Below are 13,865 nucleotides of genomic sequence, written 5' to 3' on the forward strand. Positions count from 1 at the left end.
GCGCGTCTGAATTTTTCGCCGGGCGGCCACTGGGTCAGGTTCAAGCAGACCATCCAGCGGGATGTGTCCTGGACCGAATCGGACTGGGCCGAAAGTGCTCGCTTCGAGGTGGTTTCATCGCCGTCCGAGTTGAACTTGTAGGTCGAAAAAAGCCGACGGACGGTAGCGTCTACTGTCATTTATGACAGTAGACGCTAACCCCCGCCATCACGCCCAATCACTCTATCGAATCCACAGAGCAATCCGCCGCCGGCTTGTTCGACACCTCGGTTGCCGATGCAAGGAGCTTGAACATGGCTACTTCCCCTAAACGTCCCGCCCTGCAACTGTTTGAACAGACGTTCAGCCAGCAAGCGCAGCATCAGAGGTATGCCAGTCTGGCGACCTACCTGGAAAACGGTGGCTCGATTTTCCCGTTGGTAGAACAAGGTGTGGGCGGGCTGATGCGTACATACGGGTTGACCGAGCATGACGCCAAAGCCTTCCTCAAACCGGTCAACGCCCTGGCGATCTACCTGCGACGGCAGTTTATCGAACACACCTTGTTTGGCGAACCTGGACAGGCGGTGGGGCCGCAGAGCGGGCTGTTGTCGTTGATGGAAGGGCCGAGTTTCCAGCAATTGTTCAACATGAATTTCGACGCGTTGTGCCCGCCGCAAGCACTGGAGTCTATCCACGCCCAACCGGCTTATTTGATTTGGCTGTTGAATTGGATCGAGAATAAAATCGACGAGTTCGGCTCGGATAACAAACTGCCGCTGCACGATCGGCGCAAAGATCTCAAACAGCTGCTCATCGATTTCAATGCGGTGTATCAACCGGTATCGGCGGTGGACATCATCGTCCCGGTGCTGGAAACCTTTATCAGATTTCACGGAGCGCCTACGCCTACTCTGGAGGATGTGCTGCTCGTTACGCGGTACCCGAACGGCTTGCCGTACTACCAGCATTGGGTGAGCCTGGATTATGTCGCCCGGCACAACGGCATGTCGGTCGGTGACGTGGTGCAGTTGGTGGACCTTGCCTCGCCGTACTTTCTGCAACCCCATACCCCGGCCCCCGATGCGGCGAGGGCACTGGTCCATGCCTCGCGGCTGGGGCCGTATCAGCGGGCGATGTTGACGGAGGCTGCGCATTTCACCGGTGCGGGCAATGACGGGGACGCTCCAGCGTTCTATCTGCGTCACTTCGGTGCGCGGGGGGAGGAATGGCAGAAGTACAGCGAAGTACCGTTCTTCTGCGAGCGAACCAAGCTTGATTCCCTGCAACTGGAAGCGTTGCTGTCGGTGGGCAGCTTTGCCCCCGTGCGCTCGGCCAATGCACCGGAGCAGCCAGAACAACGAACCCCGCCGCCTGTCAGCGGCACCCAGTCGGGTTCGGTCTATATCAACGCCGGTGCGACCACTTCCATAGGCCTTGAGTTCGACACTTCGCAGACTCCGCACCTGCACCGTCTGGACAATGTCAGCCACGCCCAAATCGATCGCATGAACCGCAAGTTGCGCCTTGACCAATGGCTGGGGCTGCCGCCCGAGCAGGTCGATGCGTTGCTCGCGGCAGTGATCAGGGCCGAGACACCCGCCTCAACCACGTACCTGATCACGCAAAACAGCGTGCAGGCCCTCGGTCTGTTTCAAACATTGCGTGAACGCTACGGCTGCAAGGCAGAAGATTTTGCGGCGCTTGTTCATGAGGTGTCGTTTTATGGTCGGGACAAGACACCCTCGCTGTTTGATCGGGTATTCAATCCAAAAGGCAATTATCAGGACGCGTTGATACTGAATTACGAACTGTTTGACTTGCTGCCGACGGTCGACATCGACATCGGCAACGCCGATATGACGATCAACCGACTGCACAAAGGCCTGGGTATTGAGTTGCTGCCGTACATTGTTCTAGCGCAAGCGGTTGCCTTGGGCCACGACAGTACAAACGGTAAGCTGAGCCGATCCCCGGCCGTCGTTTCGAGCTTCTATCGCCTGGTGAAGCTGTCGAGTCTGTTGGGTATCGATCCGAAAGATGTGGTGTCTCTGTTGAAGGTGCTTGGAGGCCAGACCTGGGTAAATGCCATGGCCGGTGTGCCAAGGATCCGAACGCATACCAAAGACACACCCAACGTATTGGTGATCATCCAGGCCCTGCACACCTGCGTCGATTGGTGCCGCGAGCACGAACTTGATGTGCCCTGGATGCTGCAACAGGTGACTGCCCCGGCCACGTCACAGAAAGAAACCGAAGCTGAAGTGAGTCTATTCGGGCAGGTGCGCAACTTGCTCGCCGGCACGCTGTTTACCAACGCCGAGTTACTGATGGCAGGCGTGCCTCCTTTGGGTGGCGGCGCGGATTGGCTGGACTTGCTGAGTAATCTGGCCGACAGCCACGGGTTGGTGAATACCCAGCCGGACTCCGACGACGACGACGACGATTACGCGAGCATCGCTCGCAAAAAACTTCTCATAGCCGTCCATGAGGGCCTGGGTGAAAGCTATCGCCCACTCTACGAGGCCATCGTCGAGAACATGCTTGAGGTATTGCTGCAGGCGAAAGCGGCCCAGTTGTCGGTGGCAAAGCAATGCCTGACGGTTTACACCGGGCTGGCCTCGGAACAGGTGATTCCGGTTCTGACGTGGGCGCAAGGCCGTGTGGATACCTTTCTGCGTGAGGTGCTGACGCGTCCCGTGTCAGATCCCGCGACAGCCACAGAACGGGCTGGGCGCAGCCTGGAGGGCGATCCCTTTTTGCTGCTGTTGGCCGAAATACGTCGGCGCAGTGAGATCGTCCTGAAACTGAAACTGAGTGTCGAGGTGCTGCAGGATTACCTCGACTACGGCAATCGCAAATGGATAACGCAAGCGGACCAACTGGCCGTCTCGCTCAGTACTTTTTACTACCTGTCGGTGCTGGCCCGCGCCTTCAAGATGAGCAAACAGCCGCAGGCCCGACTGCTGGATTATCTGCGCGACGTCGCGGCCCTGCCTGCCGATCTGACAGTACCGTCTGAGAACCTGTCGCTGGATGCCTTGTACCTGATCAAGCAAACAGCGGCGGCCAGGCTGGGGGTGTTTTTTGCCTGGAGCGCCCAGGAGGTGCTGGAATGTGCCCAATCAATCGGCCAGCCTCTGGTGAGAAACCTGCAACAGCTGGATGTGTTGATGCGTGTGCGCACGATGTCGACTCGCAGCGGCATGGACGCGCGGACGGTTTTCCTGATGGGCAAGCTGCCGGGTCAAGTCACTACAACATCCGAAAAAGCAGCCTATCGGAGGGCCGCCGAGCAAGCCTTGTCGAGCCTTGCCGAGACCACCGAACCGCTCCTCGCCATGGCCAGCGACGAGCAGAACCAGACGGCGAAGATCACCTGCGAGTTGGTGGGTAGCAACACGGTGATTGCCGGAAAACCCGAACAAAAAGTCACTTACAAGTTGACCGTCCGCGACATGCAAGACAGGCCGATGCGCGGAGTCTACGTTCACTGGCAAACCAGCCTGGGCACGATTGTCGAAAGGGCGACCACCGAGGTAGGAGAGGTGACGGTGGATTTTATTCCGGGCCGTGTCCTGGGTCTCGATACCCCGCTCTTCTGGCTGGACATGGGCGAAAAACAGCCTGCCCCAGACGTGGAGGTCGTTGCCGAGAGCATCAGATACAGTTTCCCGCCAGAGCTGGCCTCTGGCGTGCCGACCGGTGAGGTTGCGGCTGGTGCTGAAGTCGAACTCTACGCCGTTATGGAAGATGACTACTCCAATCGGGGTATCAACGCCCCTGTGGACTGGAGCTTCAGAGTACTGACGGCGACTGACAGCCCGGCGACTGACTCGGGCAGTGTGGTGATCCGCGCTGGCAGCCTCACCAACAGTGAGGGGCTCACCCGGGCCTTTGTTTCCAGCCCTACGGGCGGGAAATTCATTTTCGCGGTCCGCAGCACCGGCAGCAGCGTTACCAAGGACTTTGGTCCCATCACCTTCTTGCCCACACCCCTGCCTCGTGACTGACACGATTGCTCGTGAAGCAGCCTGCTGCACAGTCGAACACCACCGGGTAACGTCTCAGGAGAGCCACCATGGAGCGCACCAACATCGCCGGACTGCTTGAACAACGTCGTTCAGCCCTGGTCGAGTATTGCATCGGACAAGTCAAGAAATCCGCGGAAGACAACAACTACAATTTCCTGAGAACTCCGGGGGATCTGTTCGAACTCCTGCGTCTCGACCCACTGGACAGTTACGCGGTGGAGAGTTCCTGGGCGGCCGAAGCCATCAGTTGTGCCCAGCAATACATCCATGCGGTGTACCGCAAGCTGGAACCGGGTTTCGAGACCCACGCGTTCGACCCGGATGATCTGGCGCTCTGGCAGCTCTACGGCAATTACCCGGACTGGGCGGCGCTGCAAATGATTGCCTGCTACCCGGAAAACTACATCAACCCCTTCGTGCGGCAGCGCAAGACCGGGCTGTTCAAAGCGCTGGAAACCAACCTGAACCAAACGCGCCTGACCACTGACTCGGTACAAATGGCCTTGCAGGATTACCTGGAAGCGTTCGGGAAGATCTGCAACCTGGACGTGATCAGCGGCTATATCGATGGCGCGTCGGCCACTGATGCGGACTATTACTTTATCGGGCGCCAACGGGAGCAGCCTTACCAGTACTTTTGGCGCAAAGCCGAAATCGTACTCACCCAAAGCTCGACAACCGTCAACCCGGCGGCATGGAGCGAGTGGCAGCCGATCGACATTCCCGCCTTGGAGAACGTGCTGGACATCCGACTCGTGCAGTGGAGTGGCCGTTTATGCGTGGTCTGGGCGCAGTGGCGCGAAAGGCGCGTTACGAAAGAGGCCGGCGGCAATTACGTACCGCACAGGCTGGACATCAACATGGCGTTCATGACCCAGAACGGACAGTGGTCGGGGGCGCAGTCCTTGCACGTTGCCGAGGGCGATGATGCCACGCCCACCGATGCACGGCTGATCGCCACTGTGGTGGTCGATAAGCAGCACCCCAAGGGCAAGTTGTGTGTGATGTTTATCCAGTCCAGTAAAGACGAAGCGCATGTGTACCAGGCCAGGGATGTGCTGTTTCGCACGATCGACAGCGATGAGCCGCTCATGGACCTGTTGGCCGCTCATCGATTCGTCAATCGCGACACAGTGCAGCATTCGATCCTGGCGCTGAACCAGCCGACGATCGTCGAAGCTAATACTCCCGCCGGTACATTGACCCCTTACTACGGGTTGCGAGCCGTGGTGTTCCAGAATCGGAAATCTGACAACACCCCTGAGTATGTGTTGGTGGTGTGTGGGGTGTGTGCGGCCAATACGGACGGCCCGAATGAGAACAAGACGTTCGAGTTGAAAGTTACGAGTGGGCACATAGGTGATCCCGCACGTTACGAAGGGGCATTCTCCGGGAAAGGGGGATGGCACACTCCAGGGACGGCCGTGTCCCGGGCGTCTCAATTCACAACCGCGACCGTTGAATTTGGCGGCTTGACTCCGACCGACTTGCTGGGACGCAAAACGTACACGCTGTCCTTTACTAACACCGCGATGTTTGTCACCCCCACACTGGACAGGAGCCACCCTTCGGGGGCGCAATTTCTGGACTTTCGTCAGCCGGCCGGGTGGCTCAAGTATGTGCGCCTGAATTCATTGCACGGGCCCGAACTGGTGCAGGCCGCGAGTTTTTCGGTTGAAGCGGTACTGAGCTGGGAGATGCAACATCGGGCCGAGCCGGCACCGACCGGCAGTTCGATCAGCGAGCCCAACGGCGCTTTCGACGGGGCCAACGGCTTGTTCTTCTGGGAGCTGCATTGCCATTTACCGTTACTGATAAGCGCGCGCCTGAGGGCCGAAGACCGTTACGCCGAGGCGCAAGACTGGCTGCATTACCTGTTTGATCCACAGGCTCCGGCCGTCACAGCGGTCGTGCCTCCCGATACCGTACCAAAGCCGCGTTACTGGCGCTGCCGGCCGTTGAATCTTTCCACTAATGCCTCGCCCAACCCCGGCTGTGAAGCTGACGACCCGACCGACCCGGATGCCATCGCTTACTCGAACCCCCGGCATTTCCAGATCGTGGCGTTCACCGAGTACGTGAACAACCTGATGGCCTGGGGCGATTGGTATTACCGTCAGCTCTCCCGTGACAGCCTGGTGGCGGCCAAGTTGTGTTACGTGCAAGCCGAATTCCTGATGGGCAAGCCTCCCACCCAGAGAACCGTCAACCGCTGGCAGCCAGCGAAGGTGGAGGACTTGATGGACGATTCCAGGACGCGGCCGGCCCTGGAGGCGTTCGTGCAAACGCTGGCCTTCAATTTGGGTGATGTGGCGCCCAGGGCCAGGACCGCGCCGTTGCTCGGCCAGCTGGGGACCGAAGCGTTCAAACTGCCCATCAATCCGCAGTTGCAGGATTTGTTCGAGCAGCCCGCGCGGCGTCTGCACACCTTGCGTAACAACCTGACCATCGATGGCAAACCGATGCAGGTTCTGCTGTTCAATCCGATGACCGATCCCAATCAGTTGCTGCGCGATCTGGCCGCCGGTGGCGTGGGTGCACCGCGGCCGATGGGTGGGCGCCTGGTGGTCGTGGCGTTTCGTTGGCGGATCATGTTCGAGGCCGCATTGCGAGCGGTGCAAACCCTTCAGGACTATGGCGGCCAGTTGCTGCGCCTGATCGAGCAAAGGGATCGGGCCGAGATGGAGGAGCTGCAACACGGCCAATTGGTGGAGCTGGGTGCCTATGCGCAGAGCGTGCAGGAACAGACCATCGCTCAGTTGGAGGCGAGTGTGACCGGGTTGGGGCAGAGCCTGACGATGGCTGAAGAACGCGCCAATCACTACAGCGCCCTCTTTGAAGAAAACATCACGGAAGTGGAATACAGCGTGATGAACAACCTGCACCTGGCCAAACAAATGGACCTGAGTACAACGGCCATCAAGGGATTTGGTGCGGGGACTGCCGTGATACCGAACATTTTCGGTGTGGCCAGCGGTGGGGCTCGGCTCGAAAAACTGGCGGATGCCGTGGTCTATGGCCTGGGAATCGCGTCCGGAGTGATGCATATGGATGCGGAAAAAAGCGCGACCACCGAAGCCTACCGCCGCCGCCGTGCTGACTGGGAACTGCAACGCGATCAGGCGCGGGGAGAAATGCGAGCCCTGAGTGAGCAAATTACCGCGCAAACCCATGCCGTGGAAGCGGCCAAGGCCAGCCTGGCGCAAACCTTGAGGTCCAACAGCCACGCGCAGGCGCTGTACACCTTCATCAAGAAGCGGGCCACCAACGCCGAGTTGTTCGGCTGGCTGGTGGGGCAATTCAAGGCATTGCACTATCAGGCATACGATGCGGTGGTCAGCTTGTGCCTCAATGCCCAGGCCTCGCTAAGTGCTGAAACCGGCAACTATGACTCGCTGATTCCATTGCCGCAGGTCTGGCTGGATAACCGCCATGGCCTGACCGCTGGCGAGCACCTGCGCGGCTATTTACTGCGCATGGAGCGTGAATACCTGCAACGTCATGAGCGGCGCCTGGAGATGATCAAGACGGTTTCGCTGCGGCAATTGTTCGACGATTCCCTGGACCCGCAGCCCGTTTACGCGAATTGGAGCGCTGCACTCGATCAACTTCAGCGATTCGGCACGTTGGAATTCAAGCTGACACAGTTGCTGTTCGATCGTGATCATCCGGGTCATTACTGCCGCCAGATCAGCTCGCTCGAAGTCGACATGCCGGTGCTGACCGGGCCCTACGAAAATGTCCGGGCCACCTTGGTGCAGATCAGCAGCAAGACGGCGACCAAAGCGTCGGGGCGTTCGGTGGAGTATCTGTATGGGCCGACAGCGGGAGGAGCGCCAGAGGACATTCAGATCGACCTGCGCAGCGGTCAGCAAATCGCCTTGTCGGTGGGTATCGCCGATTCCGGCATGAACGCCATGAAGCCCGACGAAGGCTTGCTCAATCCTTTCGAATGCACGGGGGCGGTCTCGAACTGGGTATTGAGATTTCCTTGGCACGAAAAGGAACCCCAACGGGCGATGCTGAAGTCGTTGACCGACATCATTGTGCGTGTGCGTTACACGGCGCTGCCGGGTGATCCGGCTTTCACCCTTAAAGTCCAGAACCTGGTCGATCAGCGGATCGCAAAAGGAGCAGGCAATGATGAATGAACCGGTCATTCAGGCTGACCAGAATCTGATAATAAATGGTGAATTCAGCCAGGCGCTTGATCACTGGACTAGAGGATCGACCAATCCAACGAACGTCGATACCGGCAGTTCCGAGTATTTTGAGGACGGTTTGGTCGAAATCCGCTATCTGATTGCCAGTGATGAAGCCTCGGTTTATCAGGAGTTCAGGGTGCCTAAGACACTGGGCCCTAATGTGCGCTATGTCCTTAGTTTTCTTCACGAGACCTATAACACCGTACCGGGCAGGTTGGTGATCGAAGTGGAACGTCAGGTAGTTGAAACCCTCGAACTGCCGCTGAATCCTACCCACCCACAAGTGGCCGATGAGGATCAGGCCGGGCAAGGTGGCGGGTTGCTAGAGTTCCAGCCGATCCAGACCAATGTTGAACTGGCATTGACGATGGAAGAAAACGACCTCGTTCGTGTCAGCATATTCAGCCCCAAGAAACCGGTTGGCGACATCCCAAGATCGAGAATACACGTCGCTCGACTCCGACTGCGGGTGCATCTGCCGCCATTGCAGTTGCAGGAGATCAAGCTCGACAACAAATCGCTTCCAGCGGATCGTCCGTTGTATCTGTGTTATGGCGCGCTGCACACTCTGGGATTCCCACCTGTGCCGGGTAACCATTGGGCGGGTACTGACGTTTCCTGGACCCTCGAAAACAACCCACAAGGGGCGATTGTTCCCACACCTGAATGGGGCACGAATCAGCCGCTGGACGCGAGCTGGTGGCTGAACTGTCCATTGATCGAGGAGCAGGAATCGCCGCCTTTGGCGTTGAAGCTGCGTAACCAATACACCGCCGAGGCCTATTCGATTGCAGCAGTGCTGGGGCATCACCGGCTGGATGTTCGTGAGTTTCTGGAGCCTGCCCATTACCCGGTCCTGGAGTATCAGGAAAGCGTTTGCCTGGGCGTCCAGATCATTTCGTATTACACCAGTTTGCCGATGCGCGGTCAGGAGGTCACCTGGACCCGCGACGGAATACCAGTGGATGATCCAGTGCTCACCGATGAAGACGGCTGGGCATACCTGACCTATCAGCCGAGGGATGAAGAAGGGCCGCATGTTCTTAAGGCATCGGTGGCCAGTCTGTATTTTCTCGAGGGCGTATTTACAAAAGAATTTGTCGTACACGTGCTGAAGACGGACCCTTGGCGAGACCTGCAGGAGCTGATCGAAGGGAGTGAAGAGCCTTGGGCAGAAAAGGTCGGTTATCCCAACCGCGGGTCAACCTACAGTCTCAAGTTGAAGTTGCCCGAGAGCAGCCCATTGTTGGGCAGTGACTTCTCGCTACGATGGGACGGTGTGGCGTCTGCGGAGGAATTGCATGTGGCGGTGACGCCAGCACTTGGAGAATCGGTGAAGGTGACTGATCCGCAATTCGAGTGGAGCCTGGCCTGCGAAGATGTCGTCGACGGGCGGTTCGATCTGTCTTTGGTCTGTTCGAAGTTGTCGAAGCGCTCGCCCAAAAAAAGCATGTCCCTGGCGCGCAACCTGGTCAAAATCGGTGAGGTGTACGAAGTCAACACATCGCCGGTGGTCGATGAGCAAGAGTCGGTGTTGTTGCGGATACAGGTGCTGCATCAAGACGCCAGTGCGGATAATCCGGTGATCAACGCACGGGTGGACTGGGAGGGGGGGGCCAACGGGCCGGTCCACACCGTCACGGGCGCAGGAGGTTGGGCCAGTTTTCTGGACACTCCGACCAGCCCCGAGCATTACACCATCACCGCCAAGGTCAGGGCTCACGAGCAGATGACGCCGATTACTCGGGAGTTCAGCGTAACGCCGCAGGCCACCAGCGCCTGGAAGGAGGCAGCCACCTTTCATCTGGATGATGTCCCGATCGATCTGGCCGTGCTGGGGGTGATTTGCCAACGTGGCGGGACGCATCAGTTCAAAGTGACGCCGAAGGCCGGTAGCCCAGTGACGGGTAAATCCATGACCTTGGCTTTCAATGGCCTTGGCGCTGATTTGGGGCTGCAGATTGGCACGCCTGAGGTCACGCCGGAGGATGGCTGGAAGTGGTCGATCAGTTCCAGTGCAGGCGGTAGTCGCAGTGGCTTGTTCGAGTGGCGCCTCACCAGTGAAGCCTTGGGGCAACCCCGTGCACTGTTCGGTCGCTTGCTTTCAGCCGACCTCGCCGATGAAGTGAGTATTGCACTGGATCAACAGCAGGCCCCCATTGGCAAGGACTCACTGTATCCCTGCCTGGGTGGGCTCCATCGCTTCAGCTTCTTGCCCCATGAGCTGAGCCCGTTGGTGGGGCTGCAAGCACGGCTTGAATGGTCCGGAGCCTCGGCGGAAGATCTGGGTGCAACGGTCTATCCGGCGTTGGACGAGACACAGAGGCTCAGTGATGGTGGGGCCATTTGGTGTCTGGATTTCACCGGAAGTAATCAAGACGGCGAGTTCGCGTTGGGGCTGCAATTGCCGCAACTCGCTCAGCAGACCCCGGTCAATGACTTGGTGCTGGGCCATAACAAGCTGCGGATCGAGACCTTGAATGCGCCACTCGTCGACCCGGTTGTTGGCGAGGACGGCGCCTGGATGTGGGTGCGGGTGTTTTCTGCCTTCACGTCTGGGCCTGTGGCCCAGGTGCCCGTGACCTGGACCGCGCAGGAGCAGCAGCATACGGTGCTGACCGATACTGACGGCTGGTCCGGTTTTGAGTTTGTCCCTGAAAAAGATCAAAAGTATGAGATCAAGGCTCAGGTACTCAGTCGTTACGACGCAAAAGAGAGTTGGCAGACCATGGAGGTGACAGCACTGGCCAGCAACCCCTGGGAGGGACTGGAGGTTGCGTTCGATGGCCAGGACTACCAGGCCTGGGGGGAGAGAACCTACTTCCCGCGTCGCAACGGCAAACATACGTTCAATTTGCGGGCGCCGGAGGGGAGCCTGCTTTTCGAAAGGCAGTTGACGCTGGGCATGACGGGCGCCGGGCCTGATGAGCTGGGTATGAAGTTTTCCATGGGGTATCCCGGAGATTCACGGTATTTTTCCGATGAGGGACTTGAGTACCGCTTTGAGGTTGGCGACCTGAGCGATGGCAGTTTTTCGTTTCGCTTGGCCGCGCAGAAGTTGGCCAGGCTTTCACCGGCCAATGCCATGTCCCAGGGACCCGGCTCACAGGTGGTGAGCTTCCTCGTCAACAACCGTACTGATAAATGGCTGGACTGGGGGCAGACGCTGGAGGAACAGGTCACGGTGGTCTCGTCTATCAGCGGCAGGCCAATGGCTGGCATTCAGGTGATCTGGCGTAGCCCGGAACTCGGCGAGAGGGTTACGCAGACGGACTTCTATGGTGTCGCAAGGGTGCGTTTCAAACCGAGGATCCCGGGGGACGTACAACTGACAGCGACGGCGGGGGATGCGCTGTTCTCGGAGTCGGTCAAGTTGCCAGTCACCTTGAATGAGCCGCGCGAAATCGCTGAATTGCTTGAAGTGGCCGGCACGGAGCAGGAGCCGGTGCGCGTACGGGTCAAGGTGGTTTCCAGCCGCACCGGCGAACCGCTGCCAGGCGTGAGTGTCATGTGGGAGTTGAACGATTCACGCTTGCCCTCCGGTGTGACCGATGGCGACGGGTTTGCCTGGCTGGGCTTTACCCTGGCCGTCGAGCAGGAGAACACGGTGGTGGCGATGGTGGAGGGAGGCGAGGGCGGGTGGGACATGGCGGTGCTGGGGTTGAAACAGGTGGTGGTGCCTGTAATCGAATCCCTTACTTGCGACAAAATCCATAGTTTCATCGGTGATAACGTGACCGCCGAGGCACTGGTGCTTGATTCGGTCAATGGCAATCCATTACAAGGCATCAGGATCAATTGGAGTTTTGCGGGGCAGGCACTGCCTGATTCCACTTCCGATGCCAGCGGTATCGCCAGGATAACCTTTGAGACGCGCAATGTCGGGGAGTTTGATTTGGTGGCATCGCTGGCGCTCGGCTTGCCAGGCGCCAAGACGCAGCGCATCAAAGTGGAGTTACCAACCGTGTTGTTGCGCGACATCTACGCGTTGCCCTCAAGTATCAGGATAGGCTGGATATCGAGTATCAACGTCCAGGTGGTCAAGGAGCTGACGACACCGGTAGCGGGCATTTTGGTGAGATGGAAGGTCAATGGCAACGAGAGTGACCGGAGCTACAGTAACGAGCAAGGCTGGGCTCAATTCAGGTATAGGGGGGTGGTGGCTGGCGAATTTGCCATTGCGGCGACAGTGGAAAACCCCGTGGGTACGGTAACGGTGTCGACGACGGTCAGGGTGACCAACATCTAGCCTTCTTTGCGAGCTAGAGCGCCCCCGCCTTTTTCCAACTGAGATAACGCGTAACCAGCGCAGCACCGAGTTCGCCGGGCGGAACATCCAGCACCGTAACGCCATGAGCACTCAATCGCTCATGGCGTTCGGCTCTGGCGTTCATGTAATCCACTGTCCCGCAATAAACCAGCGCTTCGTCCAGGGTTTGCACTGACGTTTGTCGCACTGTGTCGAGGATGCCTTCGCGCAAATTGGCGACCAGCACCCGATGCTGCTTGCCCAGGCGTTTGACCGCGTTGAGCAGGTCATCGTCGTCTTCATCCCGCAAGTTAGTCGCCAGCACCACCAGCGCCCGACGTTTTTGTCGGGCCAGCAGTTGGTTGGCGGCGGCCTGATAATCGGCCGGACGCTGGGTGCTGTTGAGGTCATAGACAGCGTTGAGCAAGACCTTGAGTTGCTCGGTGCCTTTGACCGGCGCAAGGTAATGCGGTCGGTCTCCGGCGAAGGTACTCAGGCCTACCGCATCGCCTTGGCGCAGGGCGACGTAGCTGAGCAGCAGGCAGGCATTGAGGGCATGGTCGAAGTGCGACAGTTCATCATCCTGGCTGCGCATGCGTCGGCCGCAGTCGAGCATGAAGATGATCTGCTGGTCGCGCTCGTCCTGATATTCGCGGGCAATTGGAGTGCGCTGGCGGGCGGTGGCTTTCCAGTCGATCTGGCGCAGGCTGTCGCCCTCGCGAAATTCACGCAGTTGATGAAATTCCAGACCCAGACCGCGACGCTGGCGTTGGCGTACGCCGAGTTGGCTGAGCCAGTTGTCCACCGCCAATAATTGGCCGCCGTAGAGGCGGGCGAAGTCGGGGTAGACGCGGGCGTTATCGGTCACGTTGAGCTGGCGTTTGTCAGACCACAGGCCCAATGGGCTCGGCAGGTTGATTTCGCAGTGTTCGAAGGTGAAATGACCGCGTTTTAGCGGGCGCAGCCGATAGCCGATCTGGCTGTGCTGGCCGGGTTGCAGTTCGACCGACAGGGGCAGGTTTTCGAAGCTCAGGCCGTGCGGCACATGGTCGAAAATCTGTATGTTCAGTGGTTGGGCAAAATCATGCTCGACCTCCAGTCGCACTTCACCCCATCGGCCGAGTGCAAGGCTGCCGGGCATTTGTCGGTGGAGTCGGGGCGAGGGCAGTCGTTTGAGACGGACGGCGTCGAGTATCGCCAGGGCCAGCAGTGCCAGCAGCAAACCCCAGTTGATCGCATGTAGGCTTGATGGAACCTCGATGTCCAATGCCCGCAACGCGCCCAGCACGATGCCGATGGCTAGCAGGATCGCGAGCCAGATCAGTAGCAGACGTGAGGGTTTCATTGACGCACACACTTTGTGGCAAGAGAGTTTTTTGTGGCGAGGGAGCTTGCTCC

General features: G+C 58.8%; 4 protein-coding genes. 3 read left to right on the forward strand and 1 reads right to left on the reverse strand.

From position 1 onward, the window contains the following. Positions 1–293 precede the first annotated feature (293 nt). From DFS28_RS21930 to DFS28_RS21940, 3 genes are all read left to right on the forward strand, one after another. Positions 294–3,992 (forward strand): Tc toxin subunit A, encoded by a 3,699-nt coding sequence (locus tag DFS28_RS21930; RefSeq protein WP_111451418.1) that lies wholly within the window; start codon positions 294–296, stop codon positions 3,990–3,992. Positions 3,993–4,060: 68 nt separating this feature from the next. Continuing rightward, positions 4,061–8,164, forward strand: coding sequence for a neuraminidase-like domain-containing protein (locus DFS28_RS21935; protein WP_111451419.1), 4,104 nt, complete (start codon positions 4,061–4,063; stop codon positions 8,162–8,164). Continuing rightward, the gene (locus DFS28_RS21940) at positions 8,154–12,467 is read left to right on the forward strand and encodes an Ig-like domain-containing protein (protein ID WP_111451420.1); all 4,314 of its coding nucleotides are present in this window, start codon (positions 8,154–8,156) and stop codon (positions 12,465–12,467) included. Before DFS28_RS21935 ends, DFS28_RS21940 begins: the two co-directional genes overlap by 11 nt. 13 nt (positions 12,468–12,480) lie before the next feature. On the opposite strand, the gene DFS28_RS21945 is transcribed toward DFS28_RS21940, so the two are convergent. Continuing rightward, positions 12,481–13,812 (reverse strand): DUF58 domain-containing protein, encoded by a 1,332-nt coding sequence (locus DFS28_RS21945; protein ID WP_111451545.1) that lies wholly within the window; start codon positions 13,810–13,812, stop codon positions 12,481–12,483. Positions 13,813–13,865: the final 53 nt, after the last annotated feature.

The sequence above is a fragment of the Pseudomonas sp. 478 genome, from assembly GCF_003254125.1.
In the GTDB taxonomy this organism is placed as follows: domain Bacteria; phylum Pseudomonadota; class Gammaproteobacteria; order Pseudomonadales; family Pseudomonadaceae; genus Aquipseudomonas.